The sequence below is a fragment of the uncultured Spongiibacter sp. genome (genome assembly GCF_964011655.1).
GTDB classification, from domain to species: domain Bacteria; phylum Pseudomonadota; class Gammaproteobacteria; order Pseudomonadales; family Spongiibacteraceae; genus Spongiibacter; species Spongiibacter marinus.
The window spans coordinates 1-21360 of sequence record NZ_CAXGPO010000048.1 but is presented as its reverse complement, the minus strand read 5'-3'; the positions used below and the strand labels follow the sequence as shown (position 1 = coordinate 21360).

At 55.5% G+C, this 21360-nt stretch carries 23 protein-coding genes; 1 reads left to right on the top strand and 22 read right to left on the bottom strand.

All coding sequences use genetic code 11. From position 1 onward, the window contains the following. The 11 genes from ABNS66_RS14970 to ABNS66_RS14920 all read right to left on the bottom strand — a co-directional run. Window positions 1-349, bottom strand: a 349-nt coding sequence (locus ABNS66_RS14970) for a GIY-YIG nuclease family protein (RefSeq protein WP_348655371.1), incomplete at its 3' end; no start/stop codon positions are given. A gap of 9 nt (window positions 350-358) precedes the next feature. Continuing rightward, window positions 359-1012 carry a response regulator gene (locus ABNS66_RS14965; RefSeq protein ID WP_286694174.1) on the bottom strand — a complete coding sequence of 218 codons (654 nt, stop codon included), beginning with the start codon at window positions 1010-1012 and terminating at the stop codon, window positions 359-361. A 64-nt stretch (window positions 1013-1076) separates the two neighbouring features. After that, complete coding sequence (locus ABNS66_RS14960) at window positions 1077-1673, bottom strand: alpha-ketoglutarate-dependent dioxygenase AlkB (RefSeq protein ID WP_286840109.1); 597 nt, start codon at window positions 1671-1673, stop codon at window positions 1077-1079. A gap of 2 nt (window positions 1674-1675) precedes the next feature. After that, window positions 1676-2698 (bottom strand): UDP-N-acetylmuramate dehydrogenase, encoded by a 1023-nt coding sequence (murB, locus tag ABNS66_RS14955; protein ID WP_286840111.1) that lies wholly within the window; start codon window positions 2696-2698, stop codon window positions 1676-1678. Further along, on the bottom strand, window positions 2698-3168 hold the full coding sequence (locus tag ABNS66_RS14950) for a low molecular weight protein-tyrosine-phosphatase (RefSeq protein WP_348655370.1): 471 nt from the start codon (window positions 3166-3168) through the stop codon (window positions 2698-2700). Before ABNS66_RS14950 ends, murB begins: the two co-directional genes overlap by 1 nt. Beyond that, window positions 3161-3928 (bottom strand): 3-deoxy-manno-octulosonate cytidylyltransferase, encoded by a 768-nt coding sequence (kdsB, locus tag ABNS66_RS14945; RefSeq protein ID WP_286840117.1) that lies wholly within the window; start codon window positions 3926-3928, stop codon window positions 3161-3163. Before kdsB ends, ABNS66_RS14950 begins: the two co-directional genes overlap by 8 nt. A 15-nt stretch (window positions 3929-3943) precedes the next feature. Beyond that, complete coding sequence (lpxK, locus tag ABNS66_RS14940; RefSeq protein WP_286840120.1) at window positions 3944-4936, bottom strand: tetraacyldisaccharide 4'-kinase; 993 nt, start codon at window positions 4934-4936, stop codon at window positions 3944-3946. Beyond that, window positions 4926-6737 carry a lipid A export permease/ATP-binding protein MsbA gene (msbA, locus tag ABNS66_RS14935; RefSeq protein ID WP_286840122.1) on the bottom strand — a complete coding sequence of 604 codons (1812 nt, stop codon included), beginning with the start codon at window positions 6735-6737 and terminating at the stop codon, window positions 4926-4928. The genes lpxK and msbA overlap by 11 nt, the downstream gene beginning before the upstream one ends. A gap of 13 nt (window positions 6738-6750) precedes the next feature. Then, window positions 6751-7176, bottom strand: a complete 426-nt coding sequence (locus ABNS66_RS14930) for a biopolymer transporter ExbD (RefSeq protein ID WP_286840123.1) — start codon at window positions 7174-7176, stop codon at window positions 6751-6753. Next, entirely contained in the window at window positions 7173-7814 is a 642-nt protein-coding gene (locus ABNS66_RS14925) for a MotA/TolQ/ExbB proton channel family protein (RefSeq protein WP_204995481.1), read from the bottom strand. The genes ABNS66_RS14930 and ABNS66_RS14925 overlap by 4 nt, the downstream gene beginning before the upstream one ends. 60 nt (window positions 7815-7874) lie before the next feature. Further along, window positions 7875-10196, bottom strand: coding sequence for a DNA internalization-related competence protein ComEC/Rec2 (locus tag ABNS66_RS14920; RefSeq protein WP_286840147.1), 2322 nt, complete (start codon window positions 10194-10196; stop codon window positions 7875-7877). A gap of 93 nt (window positions 10197-10289) precedes the next feature. On the opposite strand from ABNS66_RS14920, the gene ABNS66_RS14915 reads away from it, so the two are divergent. Next, window positions 10290-10820 (top strand): DUF2062 domain-containing protein, encoded by a 531-nt coding sequence (locus ABNS66_RS14915; RefSeq protein WP_286694165.1) that lies wholly within the window; start codon window positions 10290-10292, stop codon window positions 10818-10820. Window positions 10821-10826: 6 nt separating this feature from the next. Here ABNS66_RS14915 and ABNS66_RS14910 read toward each other — a convergent pair whose 3' ends face one another. The 11 genes from ABNS66_RS14910 to ABNS66_RS14860 form a co-directional block, all read right to left on the bottom strand. Beyond that, window positions 10827-12035: a lipoprotein-releasing ABC transporter permease subunit gene (locus ABNS66_RS14910; protein ID WP_286840145.1), complete on the bottom strand. Its 1209-nt coding sequence runs from the start codon at window positions 12033-12035 to the stop codon at window positions 10827-10829. Between the two features lie 2 nt (window positions 12036-12037). After that, the gene (gene lolD, locus ABNS66_RS14905; protein ID WP_204995487.1) at window positions 12038-12736 is read right to left on the bottom strand and encodes a lipoprotein-releasing ABC transporter ATP-binding protein LolD; all 699 of its coding nucleotides are present in this window, start codon (window positions 12734-12736) and stop codon (window positions 12038-12040) included. A 9-nt stretch (window positions 12737-12745) separates the two neighbouring features. Further along, window positions 12746-13993, bottom strand: coding sequence for a lipoprotein-releasing ABC transporter permease subunit (locus tag ABNS66_RS14900; RefSeq protein ID WP_286840142.1), 1248 nt, complete (start codon window positions 13991-13993; stop codon window positions 12746-12748). A gap of 99 nt (window positions 13994-14092) precedes the next feature. Then, window positions 14093-14332 (bottom strand): (Na+)-NQR maturation NqrM, encoded by a 240-nt coding sequence (nqrM, locus tag ABNS66_RS14895; protein WP_027872589.1) that lies wholly within the window; start codon window positions 14330-14332, stop codon window positions 14093-14095. 3 nt (window positions 14333-14335) lie between these two features. Then, entirely contained in the window at window positions 14336-15334 is a 999-nt protein-coding gene (locus ABNS66_RS14890; RefSeq protein WP_286840140.1) for an FAD:protein FMN transferase, read from the bottom strand. A gap of 13 nt (window positions 15335-15347) precedes the next feature. Continuing rightward, entirely contained in the window at window positions 15348-16571 is a 1224-nt protein-coding gene (gene nqrF, locus ABNS66_RS14885; RefSeq protein ID WP_286694160.1) for an NADH:ubiquinone reductase (Na(+)-transporting) subunit F, read from the bottom strand. 27 nt (window positions 16572-16598) lie between these two features. Next, window positions 16599-17207, bottom strand: coding sequence for an NADH:ubiquinone reductase (Na(+)-transporting) subunit E (nqrE, locus tag ABNS66_RS14880; protein ID WP_027872592.1), 609 nt, complete (start codon window positions 17205-17207; stop codon window positions 16599-16601). Beyond that, the gene (locus ABNS66_RS14875; RefSeq protein ID WP_027872593.1) at window positions 17207-17872 is read right to left on the bottom strand and encodes an NADH:ubiquinone reductase (Na(+)-transporting) subunit D; all 666 of its coding nucleotides are present in this window, start codon (window positions 17870-17872) and stop codon (window positions 17207-17209) included. The genes nqrE and ABNS66_RS14875 overlap by 1 nt, the downstream gene beginning before the upstream one ends. 3 nt (window positions 17873-17875) lie before the next feature. Then, on the bottom strand, window positions 17876-18643 hold the full coding sequence (locus ABNS66_RS14870; RefSeq protein WP_286694159.1) for a Na(+)-translocating NADH-quinone reductase subunit C: 768 nt from the start codon (window positions 18641-18643) through the stop codon (window positions 17876-17878). Beyond that, window positions 18636-19832, bottom strand: coding sequence for an NADH:ubiquinone reductase (Na(+)-transporting) subunit B (locus ABNS66_RS14865; protein ID WP_286694158.1), 1197 nt, complete (start codon window positions 19830-19832; stop codon window positions 18636-18638). The genes ABNS66_RS14870 and ABNS66_RS14865 overlap by 8 nt, the downstream gene beginning before the upstream one ends. Window positions 19833-19835: 3 nt before the next feature. After that, window positions 19836-21176, bottom strand: coding sequence for a Na(+)-translocating NADH-quinone reductase subunit A (locus ABNS66_RS14860; RefSeq protein WP_286840138.1), 1341 nt, complete (start codon window positions 21174-21176; stop codon window positions 19836-19838). Window positions 21177-21360 lie beyond the last annotated feature (184 nt).

Genomic DNA, 21360 nt, shown 5'->3' with positions numbered 1-21360 from the left:
GCGGATGACGATGATCGCTGCTCAGGTAGATATAGGGGTAGGATTTATCGTCACGCAGCAGGATGTTATAGGGCGGTCGGTACTGCTTTATTAAGTTTTGCTCCAACAGCAGAGCTTCTCGCTCTGTGCTGGTAACCGTCACTTCAATTTGATGAATGCGCGCCACCAACGCCATCGTTTTATTGGTCAGCCCCGCGCTGCGGAAGTAGCTGCTCAGTCGGTTTCGCAGATTCTTGGCCTTGCCGACATAGAGAATATCGGCCGCTTCGCTGAGCATGACATAGACACCCGCTTTTTGGGTGACCGTCTTTAAAAAACGCTGGTGGTCAAAACTCTGCGAAGACGCCATATTGTCCTATCAACTACTGCTCGGAGCCTCAATGAGGCCGTGGCGAATGGCCAGCAGCGTCAGTGCCACGTCGCCATTGACATCGAGCTTCTCAAAGATGCGATAGCGATAGCTGTTCACGGTTTTCGCCTGAATATGCAGGGTATCGGCAATATCCTGCACGCGTAAGCCATTGCCTATCATGATACTGATCTGAATTTCTCGTTCAGACAGGCTGTCAAAGGGCGAAGCCGATTGCTCGTCATAGCCCCTGAGCGCCAGGGCCTGGGCAATACTGGGGCTTAAATAGCGCTTGCCGCTGGCCACCTGACGCACGGCGGTCAGTACCTCTTGCCCACTGTCGTCGCCGCCCTTCGTCAGGTAGGCCCAGGCGCCGGCTTTCAATAAGCGGCTGGGCATCGGCTCCTGTTCGCAGGCGCTAACCGCAATAATCCGGGTATCCGGCGCAACCTGCTGAAGTTTTCGGGTGGCTTCAAGGCCGCCCATACCCGGCATTCGTATATCCATCAGTACAATATCAGGCCGAAGTTCGCGGCAGCGTTGAATGGCCTCTTCGCCATTTGCCGCCTCCGCAATGACACTGATATCGTCTGCGTCGTCTAGCATCCTTGCTATGCCCGTCCGCACCATGGCGTGGTCATCTGCAACCAGCACTGTGATCATAGTGTTACTCCCTGTGTAAGACGCAAACGATACCATTTAGGGATATATTCAGGCTACAGGGAGCTCAGCGAATCAGCTGACGAAACGTGATATTTATGCGTGGACCACGTTTTGCACGCTTGGGGAGGCTATGCTGCCAGTGGGATTGGGTCGGCGGCAGCATCAGCAGCAGCGACCCGTGCTCCAGGGCGATGCTCACAGGCGGATGGCCCGCGGCACACCCCTTGGGCGAGGGCCGAAGCCGAAAATCCCGGCACTCCCCCACACTGATTGAGGCGATAGCCGGCGATGGCCCCAGCTCGCGCTCATTATCACTGTGCCAGCCCATGCAGTCCTTGCCGTCACGGTAGTAATTTAATAGTGCACAGTTGAATAACAAACCGTATTTATCAGCCAGCGCGGCTTTTAGCGGTAACAGGGCATCTGGCCACGGCATACTATCTTGCTGCTGACCGCTGTAGCGATAGCTCAACCCATCGTCGCCGACAAAGCTCACCAGGCGCGGCGTTGGAGACCAACGCCCGAAAACCTGCAGCATCGGCTGCTGCCACATAACGTGGTCACGCAACTGCTGGAACAACTGATCCGGCGCCGGTACAAAATCCGCCTGATAAATTAGCGCACCGCCGGGAAGTTGTATCTCCCGTTCACCGGTCGCCATCGTCAGTAAACCCGCGGTTCGATAGCCAACTGCACACCAAAGCGCCGGGCGACATCGTCAATGATGGCATCGGCGAGGGCAAGAATATCCTCGCCCCTGCCCTGCTGGTAATTCACCAGAACGATGGCCTGCTTGGGGTGCACGCCGACCGGGCCAAGACGACGCCCTTTCCAGCCGCACTGGTCCACTAACCACGCAGCGGCCAGCTTCACCTGCCCATCGGGCATCGGCCAGTGCGCCATCTCCGGAAAGTCGATAAGTAATTGCTTGGCGACATCAGCACTGACCAGCGGGTTTTTGAAAAAACTGCCGGCATTCGGCTCAGCGTGCACATCGGGAAGCTTAGCAGCACGGATAGCGGCAACGGCTTGCGCAACAACGCGAGGGTGAACCTCCTCGGGTGATTCGCCGTGCTCGACAAGGAATTGCCGCAGCGCAGGATAATCGGTATTGGCGTGGGCGCGATGGCGCAGATGCAGCCCAACCTCAGTAATGATGAATTGATCGCGCAACGCGCCCTTAAAAATACTGTCCCGATAGGCCAGCTGGCACTGCTCTGCCGACAGACGCCGGCGCTCGCCGAGCCGCCGATCCCAGCCCTCTACCCAGGCCAGGCAATGAGACAGCTCCACCCCGTATGCGCCTATATTTTGCACCGGTGCGGCCCCCACCGACCCGGGAATGGCTATCAGGTTTTCGAGCCCATACCACCCTTGATCCAGACAATACCGCAGCAAGGCATCCCAGTTTTCGCCTGCGGCAACCCGCAGCGCCACGCCGCCCTCAATGGGACTTGCGCTGATACCGCGCTGGCGCATGTGTATCACTAAACCGGGGTAGTCATCACTCAATACTATATTGCTACCGCCGCCCAGTACGAGGCTCGGCAGGCCGTGCTGCTCGGCGTACTGCAGGGCGTCGCGCAAGTCGCCGTCGCTGTCGATCGCGCTGTAGGCGTATGCCTGCGCCGCTACGCCAAGGGTATTATGATTGAGCAGTGAGACGTTTTTGGCGATTTCCAACATTAATGTTCTCGCTGCAGAGCCTGTAACAGCCCCTCTGATGCGTCCTCGACAAGATCTAACACGGCGTTAAAGCCGTCATCGCCGCCGTAGTATGGATCGGGAACCTCTTCAATCGTGCTGCTGCCAAAGTTCAGTAATAAGGAGACTGTCGCGCTGGCATCATTCGGGGCGATCTCTGCCAAGGAATCCATATTGGCGCGGTCCATCGCCAATATATAGTCAAAGCGATAAAAGTCGGCTTCACATACCTGCCGGGCACGCAGGGCTGATAAATCGTAGCCGCGCCGCGCGGCGAAGGCTTGGCTGCGCTCATCTGGCGACTTGCCGGTATGCCAAGCCGCGGTGCCCGCCGAGTCAATCTCGATCTGCGCCTGCAAACCGGCATCAATCACCTTGTGCAAAAATACGCCGTGCGCCGTCGGCGAGCGGCATATGTTTCCCAGGCAGACAAATAACACCCGCTTAACCACGGCCTGACTCCAAAATGGCGCGCACCGCATTGAGGTCTTCTTCGGTGTCTACACCGCCGGGAATATCGACACAGCTCTGCGCCACATGTATGCGCACGCCGTTCTCCATAGCCCGAAGCTGTTCCAGGCGCTCACAACTCTCCAGCTCGCCCGCGGGCCAGCTTACAAACTGGTGCAGAAAGCCGACGCGGTAGGCGTAGATACCAATATGCCGCCAGTATTCAACGCCCTCAGGCAACACCCCCTGGCCATCGGACCATTGGTCGCGGCAATACGGGATGGGGGCGCGGCTAAAGTACAGTGCTAAACCCTGACGATCGCTCACCACTTTTACCGCATTGGGATTGAAGACCGTCGCGGCATCGTCAATCGGCTCTTTCAGTGTTGCAATGCCGGCCTGAGTATTGGCCGCGAGGTTTTGCGCCACTTGCTCTATTGCCGGTGCGGGCAGCAGGGGCTCGTCACCTTGGACATTGACCACGATATCGTCATCGGCAAGCCCCAATTTGGCAACCACCTCTTGCAAGCGGTCAGTGCCACTCTCGTGCTCAGCACTGGTCATGCAAACTTGCGCCCCAAACGCTTCACAGCGGCGGGCCACGCGTTCATCTTCGGTTGCAATCACCACTCGTTCGGCGCCGCTCTGTGAGGCGCGCAGCCATACATGCTGAATCATCGGCATGCCCGCGATGTCCATCAGCGGTTTCCCCGGCAGACGGCTCGAGGCGTAACGGGCTGGAATAATAACGGTGTAAGACATGGAAACCTCTGGCGTTTAGGCAACTCGGTCGAGTAACTGATCAAGCGATTCAAAAAACGTGTCGGGCAACACGGCATCAACAGGAAGCATCCAGCTGTCCGCCGGACTGATCTGTGCGCATTTAACCGCATCTTTCTCCGTCATCACCAGTGGCAATGATGAGTCCTGCTGTAGGTCTTCGGGTCGATATTCGTAGTGGTCGGGAAAAGCCTGCCCTCGACAGTCAAAGCCCAGCTCAGTCAATGCGGCAAAAAAGCGTGGTGGATGGCCAATACCCGCAATCGCATTCACCCGGCGGGCATTCTCGGGCCAGTCTGCTGCCGTGCGTCGCTCGCCCGAGTGAACATTGATCAAGGTGTCGCCCTTCAGGCGCATTTCATAGGCGGATAACGCCGCCAGAACATCGCTTTCAACGCGGCCGTTGCTGATGACCAGATCCACCTCTTCGCTGCGCCGCGGCGGTTCCCGCAGCGGCCCAAGTGGCAGGCAGTGGCCATTGCCAAAGCCGCGCGCTGCGTCAACAAGCAGAATTTCAACATCTCTGTAGAGGCGATAATGCTGCAGACCATCGTCGCTGATAATGACGTTGCACGCGTGCTCGTCCACTAACAAATTTGCAGCGGCAACCCTGTCTGGCGCTACCGCAACCGGCAGGCCGCTGCGCCGCGCCATCAGGCAGGGTTCATCGCCCGCTTCCGAGGGCTGTGTGGCATTGGTGACGAATAAGGGATACTGCGCAGCTTTACCACCATAACCGCGGCTAACGATTCCGGGGCGCCAACCGCGCTGCTGGAGGTGCTGGGCGATCGCTAAAACAGCGGGGGTTTTACCACTGCCACCCACAGCGATATTGCCGACCACAATAACCGGCGCCGAACAGCGCTGTGGCCGGGTATTGCGCCGTCGCAATGCGGCCAATGCGCGAAACAGGCACTCCAGAGGCCAGAATGCATACAGCATTCCCGGCCGCCCGTACCAACGCGCATTCAGCCATTGCTCAAGCTTCACTATCTTCCTCAAAATTGCGGTTATACAACTGAGCGTAGCGTTGCCCCAAGGCCAACAAGTCAGCGTGGCTGCCCCGCTCCAGAATGCGCCCCTCCTCCATCACCACGATTTGGTCGGCACTCTCAATAGTGCTGAGTCGGTGGGCAATCACGATGGTCGTGCGGCCTTTCATGACCTCTTCCATCGCTTTTTGAATATGGGATTCCGCCTGGTTATCGAGCGCCGACGTTGCCTCGTCGAGTATCAGCAGCGGCGCATTTTTCAAAAATGCCCGGGCAATGGCCAAACGCTGACGCTGACCGCCGGATAGCATGACGCCGTCCTCACCGATGACGGTATCAATTCCCTCAGGCAAACTATTAATAAAGTCGCTGGCGTGGGCCGCCTCAACCGCGCTAAGCACCTCTTCACGGCTGGCCGATGCCATGCTGCCATAGGCAATATTGTTGTACACCGTGTCATTGAACAGCGTCACTTGCTGGGTAACCAAGGCGATATTGTGGCGCAGGTTATCCAGGGTGTAATCGCGAATATCAACGCCGTCGAGCAACAGCTCACCTTCACTGTGTTGGTAAAAACGCGACAGCAAGCTGACCAAGGTGGACTTGCCGGAGCCAGAAAGGCCCACCAAGGCTAGCGACGTACCGGGCTCCACATGCAGATTAATATCGGTGAGCACGTTCGGCAGCTCCGGGCCGTAACGAAAATTGAGGTGGCGGATGTCTATCTCGCCGCGCACACGTTCACACTCGATGCGACCCTCGTCTTTTTCCTGTTCGGCATCGAGAAATTCAAAAATACTCTCGGCGGCCGCGAGGCCCTTCTGAATCACGCTGCTCACTTCCGCCAGTTGGCGAATGGGTTTGGGCAAAAAGAGCGCCGCGGAAAGGTAGGCCACAAAAGAACCGGGTGTCATTTGGCCGGTAAGCCCCAGAGCAATCCAGATCAACAGGCCCGTCGCCAACACCACCGGAAATTGAATGACCGTTGGACTAATGGCGTTGTAGAACGCCATTTTAATATTTTGATTGCGGTTTTTTTCGCTTGCCGCCTGAAATCGCTTTGCTTCCTGGACGCTGCCGCCATACAGGCGAATTTCACGATAGGCATTAATACTGTCGTTGGTGACTTGGTTCACCTCGCCCATTGCGTTCTGGATCTTGCGGCTGATCTTGCGAAAGCGCTTGCCCACCCACCACACGGTCACGCCGATCATTGGCAAGGCAAGTAAAAACACCAGGGTCAGCTGCCAATTCATATACAGAAGGTAGGCCATCAAGCCAATCGCAAAGGTGCCTTCGCGCAGTACCACCTTCAGGGCGTTGACCGCAGCACCCGTCACTTGCTCGACATTAAAGGTAATTTTTGAGATCAGTGCGCCCGTGGAGTTGCGATCGAAATAGCTACTGGGGATGAATTGCATTTTTTGATAGAGCTCTACCCGCAACACGTGCACCAAGCGGTGTGAGATACCGGCAATAAAATAGTTACCCGCGAAAAAGCCCAGCCCGCGACCAACACCCAGTGCCACCAGTGCCACCACGATCCAGGTACGCGCCGAGCCCAGGTGGAAGTCATCACCGCCCAGCGCCCACATCATCTTGGCCGTTACCCCGCCCTCGCCCGGCTTAACATTTCCGCCGATGTAATCGACGATCAGCTGCATCATATCGGCGAGTAAAACCTGCACACCCGAATAGAATGAGAAGCCCAGAACACTGAGCAAAAACAGCGGCCAAAATGGGATAACATACTTTAAAAGCCGGCCATAAATAGCTAAATCTGAAGGTTTTTTGCTCATAATATAAGCCGCCCTAGTTTGGGCTAGCATCAGCTTCCTGTGTGGTAATTCTAAGCTTAACAAAGCCCAGGCGGCCCGCCGCATCCATCGCCGTAACAACCGCTTGATGGGGGCTGTTGGCGTCAGCGGTAATGGTGACCGGGCGCATCGTATCACCGCCCGAGGCATTCTGCAGAGCCTTAAGTAATGCCTCTAGACCACCATCACCCAGTGATTGTTCATTGACTTGAAAACGGCCCTGCGCGTTGATGATAATTTCGATCAGGTCGGTGTCATCGCTAAGCGACTCACCCTCGGCCGTGGGCAACTCCAGCTGTAGACGGCTTTCCTTAGTAAAGGTTGTAGACACCATAAAGAAAATCAACAGGAGAAATACCACGTCGATCAGCGGCGTCAGGTTTACGCCGCCGTCATCGATACGCTGCCGGCGAAACTTCACGCCGAGCGCCCCGAGTGGCTATTTTCTTTCATTTGCACATCGCCGTGGACGGCATTAATGAGTTTGATGGTATCTTGCTCCATCGTCACAACGATGGCATCAATACGGCGCAAGAAATACCGGTGCATAATCAGCGCGGGAATGGCTACACACAGTCCGGAGGCGGTGGTGATCAGTGCCTCGGAAATACCTCCAGCCAGTACCCCCGCATTTCCGGTCCCCTGCACCATGATCTCGCTGAATACCCGGATCATGCCGACCACGGTTCCCAGCAAGCCCAGTAGCGGGGTAACAGCAGCAATTGTTCCCAGGGCATTGAGGTAGCGTTCCAGCTCGTGAATAACATGGGAGGCGGCGTCTTCGATGCTCTCTTTCATAATATCGCGGCCGTGTTTGGCGTTGCCAAGCCCGGCAGCAATAATTTCGCCAAGTGGCGAGCCCTTGCGCAGCTGGCGAAGTTTTTCATTATCCAGCTGCTTGTTTTGCATCCAGCCCCACACCTGATTGAGCAAATTGCGCGGGGCGACCTTGTCGGGGTTCAGCGCTAAAAAACGTTCTACACAAATTGCCAGGGCGAGAATGGAAGAAAGGATGATTGGTAGCATTAGCCAGCCACCAGCTTTGACGAGTTCCAGCACAGCACAGCCTCTTTATTTTTGTCGCTGCATTATACAGCGATGCTGGCAATGAAAAAGTCATCACGGCCCTGAATACGGCACGGCGCACACATCTTTGGGGGTAATCTGCCAGAAGTAGCGCTTTTTCCCGTCATATCGCAAAAGTTGCATGCCCTCGCTTGTCATCTCGAAATGCACACTACCGTGGATGCCTGTTTGCCAACAGCGGCTTCCCAGCCTTTGAAAACGCTCGGTAACGTCTTTGGCAGGGTGTCCGTAGGTGTTAAACCGCGAGGCCGCAAAGACAACGTGCTCGGCCTGAGTAGCGCGGAGAAATACATCAGACGAGGAGCTTTTACTACCGTGATGCGCCGCCAGGAGCATGTCCAGCGCTACCTCTGGGGGCCAATTTCGCGCCAATTTTGCTTCAATACCCCGTTCAATGTCGCCGGTCAGCAGTACTCGGTGATCGCCAGCGCGAAAAAGCAGAACGCAGCTGCGGTTATTGCTCTTGCTGTCACGAGAGGGCGAATAGCGTAGAAAACGGTATTCCACACCGTCCCACAACCAGGGTGACGCGAAATGACAGTTCTTCGCCGCCAATTCGCGGTGTCGCTCGGGTTCGCCGGACAGCACCTGCTTCACCGGCACCGCGCTCACCAGCCTGTCGGCCGCGCCAGCGTGATCGCGGTCTCCGTGACTGAGAACTAAGCGATCGACCCGGTGAATGCCGCGGCGACGAAGCAGCGGAAGTAGCACCGCATCAACACTGTTGTAGCGCGCCGAGAAGCTCGGCCCGGTGTCGTAGATCAACGCACGTCGCCCTTGTTGAACCAACACCGACAAGCCCTGGCCTACATCTAACACACTCACCCATACATGGCCGGGTGGCGGCGATGGCGGTGTTTGTAACAAAGCTAGCCCGGCAAAAATCACCGCCAAAGGGCGACCCAATATGCCGCGGGGCAACAACAGTAAACCCGCAGCCAACAGTAGGCACAGGATCGATAAAACGCTAAGCGCGGGCTGCCAATATGGCAGCTGTGACAGCAGCTCAAGATAATTAAACAGCCACTTGAGCAACGAATTCGCGGCAGAAAATAGGCCAAAATCGGGCAAGCCTAGCCAAGCCGCCAATAACGCGATAAAGAGCACCGGCATAATGACCAGCGCGAGCGCAGGAATTGCCACTAAATTTGCCGGCAATGCCGCGACGCCTGAGCCGAAACCCCAAATCGCCAGCACCGGCAATAATACGAATAACAGTTGCGCTTGAAGAAGCGGCAGTTTGCGCCACGCGGCCTGGCCCGACTGCACGCCCATTGTCAGCATCAGCAACACGCCCACAGCAACAAATGACAGATAAAACCCAGCACTGTGCAGTGCCAGTGGGTCGCGCATTAGCACCAATACCAGCGCAATCTGAAGGCCCTGCCACGGCGATATGCGCCGTTGTAGTAGCAGCCCGACGCATAGCACGGCGGCCATGATTAATGCCCGCTGAGTGGGCAGCGTAAACCCGGCCATTGCGGCATAAGCGCTGGCCAGAGCAAACCCAAGAGCCGGCCCCAACCACACACTGCCCTGCCCGCCTCGTGTTAATACGGCGCCAAGCAGGCGAGCCAGAACAAAGCCCCACGCCATAACAATGCCAATATGCATACCTGATATGGCCATCAGGTGACTGGTGCCGGTTCGGGAAAGCAGCGCCCAATCCTCGTCGCTGACATCGCGCCGATCCGCGTAGAGCAGCGCCCGCATAATACCCTGCCGCGACAGGCCAACGAGCGCCTCGCGTTGCTGACTCAACAAGCGATTACGCAGTTGCTGATAGCGAACACCAATACTGGCTGCGTGTTCAGTCCCTGCGATTGGCACAATGACTTTGGCATAACCGCGCCCGGCGTAGCCGTTGGCAATCAGCCACTGGCCGTAGTCAAAAGCCCCCGCTGACCGGGCACCCGTTGGCGGTCGCAAGCGCAGCGTCAACCTCGCCCAGGTGCCAGCTTGAGGGGGACGGGCGCCGTAATAGTTCACACGGTATCGGGCGCGACCGGCGGGGCAGTAGCCGTCGGCACACTGCCCCGCGGCCAACTGAATATCAAAGCGATAGTAAACCCGCCCATAGCCGCTCTGTTCCTCAATTGGGCCGAGGATCAGGGCGTCGAAAACCGCCTTTGTCGGCATGTCTCCTGCTGGGGGAAGCTGAGCGACGCGCTGCTCGCAATAATGCGCGCTGTAGCCGCAAGCGAGGAAAAACGCTACCGCTGCGCCTCGCCACTGCCGTTTTACCATCAGGCCAGCAGCAATCGCAGCGCCGACGAGCAGGCGCCAGTCGATGACCTCCGGCAGAAAAGGAGGCACTGCCAGCCCGGCTGCAGCAAATGTCATCCATGACAACATACTGGTCTCGCTCTCGACTTACATGCATAATAACGCCGCATGGCACTGTGCTAGCGGCTGTCATGTGCATTCATTTTACGTAAAGTGGGGCCAATGGCTCGTAAATTCTTCAAGCGATGGCTTCCGGCTCCCGAGCGCATGCGTGAACACCCCTCAGTGCGCGTGTTCGGCAGTCTTCTTCACGAACCCAATCTGTGGCATTTAAATCGCCGCTCAGTGACCTTTGCGTTTTTTATTGGTCTGTTCACTGCCTTTGTGCCCATTCCCACACAAATGCTCCTTGCGGCACTGCTGGCTATTTTGCTGCGGGCAAATCTGCCGCTATCGGTAATGCTGGTATGGATCACCAACCCCGTTACCATGCCGGCCTTCTTCTATTTTAGCTACAAAGTGGGTGCTGCCCTGCTTGATGTGCCTGCCAAGGACTTCGCCTTTGAGCTGTCTTGGCAGTGGATTCAGGATGAACTGATTTTGTTGTGGCGGCCATTCTTGCTTGGCTGCTTGCTGACCGGGCTATTCTGCGGCCTGGTCGGTGCGGTGGGTATCCACATACTGTGGCGCGTGCACGTTGTGCGCCGCTGGCGTAAACGTCAACAGCAGCGCAGAGCAAAAACACCTAACTGATCCCTGTTACTGCTGCCGCAGGGTATGCGCGGGCGCGAGCCGCGATGCTCGCCATGCGGGATACAAACTGGCAAAAACACTCATAAAATACGCCGCCGCACTTACAATCGCGACGTCGCTGGCGCGAATATCAGTCGGCAGATAACTAATTGGGTAGACATCCGAGCGCAACAGCTGCGCTCCGGACACCTGCTCCAGGCCAGCCACAAGATCACCAATCACCAGCGAGAAGAGCACGCCCAGTATGGCGCCAATGAGTGTGCCAATACCGCCAATGATTGCGCCGTACACCATAAAGGTTTTCAGAATGTCGCTCTGTGTGGCACCCTGGCTGCGCAGAATGGCAATATCCGAGCGCTTGTCATTCACCACAAGCACCAGTGTTGAAACAATGTTGAATACCGCAACGGCCACTACAGCCAACATCATTATCACCACTAACTTTTTCGACATTTGTATCGCGTGATACATATTGCCAAATTGCTGACTCCAATCACGCAACCGGTAGTGTCGACCATGCACTGTTGACAACTCCCAGGCCACTTTCGGCGCTGCAAACACGTCGTGCAGGGCAACCCGCAACGACAACGACTGATTCGACAATAATGACTGCGCCGTAGCCAGCGGCATCAACACCAGCTGTTGGTCAAGCTCCGTGCCACTGCTGAAAATCGCCGCAAGCGTAAAGCGATAAAACCGCACTCCCCCCTTCTCCGGCTGGGGAATTGCCAAGCTCAACGAGTCTCCCGCCGCCAGTCCAAGGCGCGTCGCAAGCCCCTTACCAAGCACGACGCTCTGCTCCTGAAATGCGCTGAAATCAGCGAACTGTGTCATCTGCGACACCGTCGCTTCCTGCGCAAGGTCGACCCCAAAGAACTGCACCGGCTCGGCCTGACTGGACTTCACTAACAGCGCGTTGCCCTGTACAAAGGGCGCCACAGCGCGAACCTCAGAATGTGCAAGAACACTGCTGCGAAATGACTGCCAATCGGCGTCGCCGCCATTCCAGGGCACCATACTTATGTGAGGCACAAGGGCGAGAATACGCTGGCGCATCTCCCGGTCAAAACCGTTCATTACCGACAACACGGTAATCAGCATGGCAATGCCCAATATCAACCCCGCCATGGACAACCGCGATAGAAATGACATCAGCTGACTGCCATCACCGCCGGTGCTATAGCGCAAACCAATAAATCTGGAGATACCGGCCACTGCTATACCTTCTGGGTCAATTGGCCAGCCCGCAATTCCAGAATCCTGTCCATGCGCTGCGCCAGTTGTAGGTCGTGGGTAACAATTAAAAAACTCGTTGCAGACTCGCGGTTAAGTTCAGCGAGCAGCGCGTGCACAGACTCAGCGGTATCACCGTCCAAATTCCCGGTTGGTTCATCAAGCAACACACAAGCCGGGCGATTGACCAGCGCCCGGGCAATGGCCACGCGCTGCCGCTCGCCACCGGAAAGCTGGGCGGGACGATGGCTGAGCCGACTGCCCAAGCCAACGCGCTCCAGCAAGCTCGCGGCCTCCGCCATTGCCTCACGCCGCTTTCTACCGGCAACAAGCAGCGGCATTGCGGCGTTTTCGACCGCGCTGAATTCTGCCAACAGGTGGTGAAATTGGTAGACAAAGCCCAGCTCGGCATTGCGCAGACGACTGCGGTCACGGTCATTAAGAGCGGCGATATCACGGTCGTTAATCAGCACCCGACCACTACTGGGCAAGTCTAAGCCTCCCAGCATATGCAACAAGGTGGTTTTACCAGCCCCTGAGGGCCCGACTATCGCCAGCATTTCCCCCTTCTTCACCACAAGCTCGATGTTATCGAGAATGGTGAGCTCGCCGTCCCCCTGGCGATAACGCTTGCAGAGGGCTTGGCAGTGTAAAACCGGTTTCGCGGTGCTTAGTTGTTCCATATTTTTCATTTACTCGTAGCGCAATGCTTCTGCCGGCTGGACTTTGGCCGCCTGGCGCGCGGGATACAATGTGGCCAATACACTTAGTGCGAGACCAAAACCGCAAATCCACAAAATATCCGTCACCCTCAGCAGCGACGGTATTCGGCTGATAAAGTACACCTGCGGATCAAACACATACAGACCTGTCACGGACTCTAACCACGCGACGACGTCACCAATATTCACTGCCAGCGGCACGCCAATCAGCAAGCCCAACAACACACCGCACAGCCCGGTTGCGACCCCGTAGACAATGAATATCCCGGTGATGCTGCCAGGCGATGCACCCATGGTACGCAACACCGCAATGGCGCCGCGCCGAGAGGAAACGGCCATACTTAAAATGGAAATAATATTGAAGGCGGCGATGATGACGATAAACATCAACAGCAGCCTCACCATCAGCTTTTCCATCTTAACGGCTTGAAACAGGCTGCCCTGGCTGACACTCCAGTCCACCACTGTGCTGCCTTTGGGAAGCAAGGGCAGTAGATCGGCAGACCACTTTGCCGACTGGAGAAGGTCGCTAAACTGCAGGCGCAAGCCCTGCACAGCAGTGCCCAGTTGATAGAGTTTTTGCGCGTCCTGAAGATGGATAAACGCGGTGCTGGCATCAAGCTGCGCGCCCGCTGAAAACATTCCAACAACGGTGAAAACCCGCTCCCGGGGAAATAAACCAAAGGGCGTGACGGTGACCTTCGGTAAAACCACCCGCAGCGTGTCGCCGGGCATCAAATCCAACTGCCGCGCAAGGATATCGCCGACTACCACTTCGTAGTGACCGGGCGTTTCGCTCAAGTAGCGACCGGCGATCATTTTTTCGGCGACCGATGACACTGATCGCTCTAATTCGGGGTCGATGCCGTACATCGCAACGCCCTGTATTCTGCCTGCCGCCGACAGCATCGCCTTGCCACCGACGTAGGGTGCCGAGGCCTTTAGCCCTGGCGCCGAGGCTATCGCTTGTCGCTGTGCTGGCCAATCATCCAGGCGTTGATTCGGCCCCTCCACATACGCATGGGGTAACACTGACAACACCCGTTTCTGTAGCTCGGCTTCAAAGCCATTCATGACGGCGGTCACGACGATCAGTGAGACAACACCGAGCATCATGCCCAATAGTGAAAACCACGACATCAAGGATAGAAAACGGTCATCACCCGCACCCTTGCGAAAGTAGCGAAGACCAATAAAGAATGGGAGTGAAGCTGGCATAGTGTTGCTGGGGGCCGTGAACGGTTGGGCCTCTATACTAGCATTGTCGGGACAAGAAACCGCAGTTATTGCGCCGCTGTCTGCGGCGCACAAGAACCGCTAGTCGCGGCTAGCGTCATAAAATTGCTTGCTGTCAGCCTGCATGGCCGCTTTCTCGGACTCTTCTTTACACTTATTCGGGTCGTTCCCGCAGAGGTCACAGACATAATCCGGATCAGCCAACGCTGCACCCACGCCGCCGCAAGAGCCCGCTATCGGCTTGCGTCCAAAGATAACGCCGACTGACATCGCCGCCACGATCAGCAACATCACCAGTACTGCTGCAAAAATAGTCGCCATCACTTACTCCTTCGGTAGATAGGGAGCAAAGGCCGAGCTGTAACGACTGACAAAGCCCTCTTCCCCTTTCTCAATAATATACACAGGTAAATCCTGAGCTTCAGCAAGCGCCAGCGCACGCTCCGTACCCATTACGGACAGCGCGGTCGCCATCGCGTCAGCGAAGGCGCACGATGGATCAAGCACCGTCACCGACGCCAGCGTGTGAGTGATGGGCCTGCCAGTGCGCGGGTCAATAGTGTGAGAATAGCGCACACCATCCTGCTCGAAATAGTTGCGGTAGTCACCGGAGGTCGCCACCGCAATATCGCCCAGGGATATCGCCAACTGAGGGCCACCGCCGGCCGGATTCTCAACACCGATGCGCCAGGCATCGCCGCGCGGGCTCTTCCCCGCCACACGCATTTCGCCGCCGATTTCAACGAGGTAGTCTTTCACACCCAGCGACGTCAGCCAAATCGCGGCAGCGTCGACGCCATAGCCCTTGGCAATGGCTGAAAGATCCATGCTCAATGCCGCAGACTTCATCAGCTTTGGCTCAAGCATATCGAGCTGCAGGCGGGTATAACCCACCCTATCCATCACGTCGGCCAGGGCATCATCACTCGGACGGCCCTCGCGCTTCACCGGCCCGAACCCCCAAAGGTCCACCAGCGGCGCCACGGTAATATCGAATGCCCCGCCGCTAAGCCAGCTCACCTCCATTGCCATGGTCAGAATCGCATATAGCGGCTCACTCAGCTGTTGCCACTCACCGATGGGCGCGCGGTTTAGCTGATTTAGCTCAGAGTCTTCAATATAGGTCGACGCAATTTGGTTAAAGTGCGCGAGCTGATAGTCGAGCTGTTGCTTCAAGCGCTCTGCGTGCAAATCACCGGGGTTTCGCAGCGTGACGTGGTAGGTGGTGCCCATCGTCTCGCCACTGAACTGGATAATTTCCTCTGGCGCCGGACTACAGGCACTTAAAAACAGAAAAAGCAGCACTAAGGCTGCTTTTTCCACGGACAGAGATCGCTTAACCACCGAAGTCATCAAGAAGAATATTCTCCGGTTCTACGCCCAAATCCTCGAGCATTTTAATCACTGCCGCGTTCATCATCGGGGGTCCACACATGTAGAACTCACAATCTTCAGGTGCCTCGTGGTCCTTCAGATAGTTTTCGTACAACACAGTGTGAATGAAGCCCGTCAAACCTTCCCAATTGTCTTCAGGCTGCGGGTCAGACAGTGCCAGGTGCCACTCGAAGTTGTCGTTTTCTTCCGCCAGCTTGTCGTACTCGTCCATGTAGAACGCCTCGCGCAATGAGCGAGCGCCGTACCAGAAAGAGATCTTACGCTTGGAATTCAAACGCTTGAGCTGGTCAAAGATGTGCGAACGCATTGGCGCCATACCCGCACCACCACCGATGAATACCATCTCTGCCTCAGTTTCCTTAGCAAAGAACTCACCGAAGGGGCCGTACACCTTAACTTTGTCACCGGGCTTCAGGCTGAATACCCAGGAAGACATCTGGCCAGCTGGCAACGAAAGATTATTCGGCGGCGGTGTTGCTGCACGAATATTGAACTTAACAATGCCCTTCTCTTCGGGATAGTTGGCCATTGAGTAAGCGCGCACAACGGTCTCGTCAACTTTTGACTCAACATTGAAGAAGCCAAAACGCTCCCAATCGCCGCGATACTCTTCGGGGATATCAAAGTCAGAGTACTTCACGTGGTGAGGCGGACACTCCAACTGCACGTAACCACCGGCGCGGAAATCTACGTTCTCACCTTCAGGCAGCTTGAGCGTCAGCTCTTTGATGAAGGTAGCCACGTTGGGGTTAGACTCAACAGTACATTCCCACTGCTTAACGCCGAAGACATCTTCAGGCACTTCAATAACCATGTCCTGCTTGACGGGCGTCTGACAGGACAAACGCCAACCTTCGCGAGCTTCACGGGGGCTGAAGTGTGCCTCTTCAGTAGCAAGCATGGAGCCGCCACCATCTTTTACAATGCACTTACACTGCGCGCAGCTACCGCCGCCACCACAGGCAGATGCCAAAAAGATGCCCTGATTCGAAAGCGTACCCAATAGCTTATCGCCAGCGGGTACGCTGATTGTTTTTTCACCATTTATCTCGATGGTCACATTACCGCTGCTCACCAAACGCGCGCGAGCAAACAGGATAACGGCTACCAGCGACAACACGATCGCGGTAAACATCGTTACACCGAGAATAACCACTGTATTCATTAAAACGCCTCCAGTTCTTCTTCTCGGTTACAGATCGATGCCGCCGAAGGACATAAAGCCCAACGACATCAAGCCGACAGTAATAAAGGTGATACCAAGACCGCGGAGGCCTTCGGGAACATCGCTGTACTTGAGCTTTTCGCGGATACCCGCCAAAGCAGTAATCGCCAACGCCCAACCGGTTCCCGCACCCGCGCCGTAAACTACCGACTCAGTGAAGTTGTAATCACGCTCTACCATGAACAGTGAACCACCCATGATTGCGCAGTTCACCGTGATCAGCGGCAAGAATACACCCAGGGCGCTATAGAGTGCCGGGACGAACTTGTCCAGGAACATCTCCATGATTTGTACGATAGCCGCGATAACACCGATGTAGCTCAACAAGCCCAGGAAGCTGAGATCCACATCCGGGAAGCCGGCCCACGCCAGCGCGCCGTCGCGCAACAAATAGGTATAAATCAGGTTGTTAACCGGCACAGTAAGTGTCAGTACAACAATTACCGCAATACCAAGGCCAATGGCGGCCTGGATTTTTTTTGAAATTGCCAAGAAGGTACACATACCAAGAAAGAAGGCCAGCGCCATATTCTCGATAAACACCGACCTGACGAACAGGCTGAGATAGTGTTCCATCAGAAGGCCTCCTTAACGCTGCGTGTATTCTTAGTGATTTTAAATTCTTCCTCTTCTACCTGCTCTTTGTCTGCACTACGCAGGATCCAGATGAAGAAACCGATCAAGAAGAATGCACTGGGAGGCAGCAGCAGCAAGCCATTAGGTACATACCAGCCGCCGTTGTTAATTGTGGCGAGAATCTCGATACCAAACAGGCTTCCGGAACCGAGCAGCTCACGCACGAACGCCACACTGAACAACACCACGCTATAGCCCAAGCCGTTACCGATACCATCGATAAAGCTCGCCAGCGGTGGATTCTTCATTGCGAAGCCTTCAGCGCGCCCCATAACGATACAGTTGGTGATGATCAAACCAACGAATACCGACAGCTGCTTACTGATGGCATAGGCGTAGGCCTTGAGTACCTGGTCAACCACGATAACCAACGAGGCAATAATAACCATCTGTACGATGATACGGATAGCGCCAGGAATGTGGTTGCGAATCATCGATACGGCGAGGTTGGAAAACGCCGTAACGAAAATCACAGAAATACACATTACCAGGGTAACCTTCATGCTTGAGGTTACCGCCAAGGCACTACAAATACCGAGGATCTGCAGCGCTATTGGGTTGTTTTTAAATATGGGTGAGGTCAATGCCTCTTTCATCGTTGCCATTACTTAGGCCTCCCCTGACTGCAGGTTGCTCAAGAAAGGCTTGTAGCCATTCTCGCCCATCCAGAATTGCAGTAGATTGGTTACACCGCGACTGGTCAAAGTTGCTCCACTCAAACCGTCAACCTTGTGCTCTGCTTCTGCCGTGTTGGCATCGACACTGCCCTTGATCAACTGAATTTTTGCATCACCTTCGTCGTAGACCTTTTTACCCGGCCACAGCGCTTTCCAGTTCGGGTTATCAACCTCGCCGCCAAGCCCCGGTGTTTCACCGTGCTCGAAGAAGCCCAAGCCGGCAACGGTATTGAGGTCGTTTTCCAATGCTAAAAAGCCGTGAAGTGTTGACCACAACCCAGCGCCGCGCACCGGAAGAATGATCTTGTCCAGCTCGCCATTGCTCTCAACAAGATAGACCGTCGCGTAATTTTCGCGGCGCTTTATCTTGGCAATGTCGTCACCACCCAGATCCACTGAAGTTTGCGGATCTTTAGCGACGCTGCTTTGCTCGAAGCTTGCAACATCAAATTGGTCGGTAAATTTGCCTGTGTTGAGGTCAACAATGCGCGTAGTCACACGCTCGAATTGCTCATCGATGCTTTTCTCTGGGTCAAGCATGCCCGCAGCAGCGAGGATATTTGCCTTGCGGTCTTCCGCTTTGTTGGCAACTTGAGCCGGTTTCAGCATGACTGCCGCCGAGGAAACGAACAATGCACAGACGATACAGAGTGTTACCGCGACCAGCAGTGTTTTTTGAATACTGTCGTTATTAGCCACGTGCCAACCTCCGTTTGATGTTTGCTTGAACCACGAAATGGTCAATCAGTGGTGCGAACAGGTTGGCGAAAAGAATTGCCAACATCATACCTTCTGGGAAGGCGGGGTTAACGACGCGGATCAGGACAACCATACAACCGATCAGCAAACCAAAAATGAACTTGCCGGTATTGGTCATGGCCGAGGAAACCGGGTCGGTGGCCATGAAGATCATACCGAAGGCGAAACCACCCAAAACGAAGTGCCAATACCAGGGCATAGCCATCATGGGGTTATCACTTTCGATACCGTTAAACAGCAACGACAGCGCCACCATGCCGCTGAATACACCCAGTACAATGCGCCAGGAAGCGATCCCCGTCCAAAGCAGAACAGCGCCGCCAATAAGGATCGCGATAGTGGATACCTCACCCATGGAGCCGTGCATGTTACCGCTGAACGCATCGAACCATGTCAGTTTGTCCTGCAGTGCCGCCATACCGTCGCTGGCCACAACCGACAATGCCGTCGCCCCAGTGTAACCGTCTACCGCCGTCCACACTGCATCGCCAGAAAGCTGTGCAGGATAGGCGAAGAACAAAAAGGCACGACCGGTCAGCGCTGGGTTAAGGAAGTTTTTACCGGTACCACCGAATACTTCCTTACCAACAACCACACCGAAGCTGATACCCAGGGCTACCTGCCAAAGAGGAATTGACGGGGGGCAAATCAGTGCGAACAAAATAGAGGTAACGAAGAAGCCTTCATTCACCTCGTGACCGCGCTTCATGGCAAACAGTACTTCCCAGAAACCGCCGACCGCAAAGGTCACGGCATAAACCGGAATAAAGTACCAGAAGCCATGCCAGAAGTTGTCCCACACGCTGGCCGGGTTGTAACCGGCAAACATACCGATCAGAGCGTGGCGCCAGCCTTCACCAGCGGCGATACCCATATCGGCCATGATGGTGTTGGCCTGGAAACCGATATTCCACATACCGTAGAACATGGCGGGAAACGCACAGAACCACACGGTGATCATGATGCGCTTAAGATCGACACCGTCGCGCACATGGGCCGTAGTTTTTGTTACCGAACCCGGCGAATAAAAAATAGTGTCAACCGCTTCGTAAAGGGCATACCACTTTTCAAAGCGGCCACCTTTTTCAAAATGCGGTTCCAGATCGTCGAGAATAGTTCGCAGACCCATGATTTAACCCTCCTTCTCAATACGGCTGAGATTGTCACGGAGAATCGGGCCGTATTCATATTTGCCAGGGCAAACGTAGGTACACAGCGCCAAATCTTCTTCGTCCAGTTCGAGGCAGCCCAAATCTTGCGCCATCTGTGTGTCCCCTACGATGAGGGCACGCAACAACTGGGTAGGCAAAATATCTAGGGGCATAACCCGCTCGTAAGCACCGACCGGCACCATAGCGCGCTCGCTACCATTGGTATTGGTGGTGTATGGCAGACGCTTCTTCAGGAATTGGCTGAGGTAAATACGCAGGGTCGAGTGCTTGTTTGCACCGGGCGATAGCCAACCCATGAAATCGCGCTGCACACCTTCAAGAAGGACACTCACCTGATTGTGGTAGCGGCCGAGATACGCCATTGCACCGCGCGCGGTTCTACCACCGAGTACGGAACCAGAAATCAATCGGTTTTCGCCCGCTTTCAATTGACCGGCACAAAGCTCTTCCAAGCTCGCACCCAGACGTGTTCTGAGCAGTCGCGGTTGTTCAACTTGCGGGCCGCCCAGTGCGACGACGCGATCCGCTTGCAATTTACCCGTGGTAAACAAGCGTCCGAAGGCAATCACATCCTGATAACCAACGTGCCACAGCTGCTTGCTGAGGCTAGCGCCTTCCAGGAAGTGCATATGCGTGCCCACCAAACCTGCCGGATGCGCACCGGCAAATTCGCTGACCTGCAGCTGACTGTTATTGATGCTCGGCGCTTGGCTACCGGCGGCGACACAAAGATGAACTTTGCCAGTGGTGAGCTTGCTCAGCACTTCAAGGCCGTTAGCAAAGTCCTGCTCTGCTTCTGCGATCACTAATTGTGGATCGCCAGACAGTGGCTGAGTATCGATTGCCGTAACAAAAATCGCAGCTGGTGAGGCATCTAACGCAGGCACCTTACTGAATGGCCGCGTGCGCAGTGCTGTCCAAAGCCCTGACTGCTGCAAGTTTCCAGCAACCTGGTCTCTGCTCAGCCCGCTTAGCTGCTCGGCAGAATAGCTGGCGAACGCTTCGTAGTCGTCATCTTCAACATCGATAACGACCGACTGCAGCACACGCTTTTCGCCGCGGTTGATGGCTGACACCACACCGGTAGCCGGCGCGGTGTAGCGTACACCTGCAGTTTTTTTGTCGGTAAATAGAAGTTGGCCCGTTTTTACACGGTCCCCTACTTTCACCGCCATTGTTGGCTTCATACCAACATAGTCGAACCCGAGTACAGCCACCGAGCGGACTTTGGGTCCTGGCTCAATACGCTGCTCGGGTGCGCCGGATATGGGCAAATCCAGGCCCCTGGAGATTTTGATCATAAGGCTCTCTGACACTCTTATGGTTAAACGCGAAAATAAAAATTCTGCGATTCCGAGCAGATGCTGGCCCGGGAGGCGGGGTGAGCACGGTCACCCAGCTCAAAAAATTGCCGCAAGTATATAGACTCACGGCATAGTCTGTCACGACGAAACTGGCGATACCGGCCAGAACCGCGATGCAAAA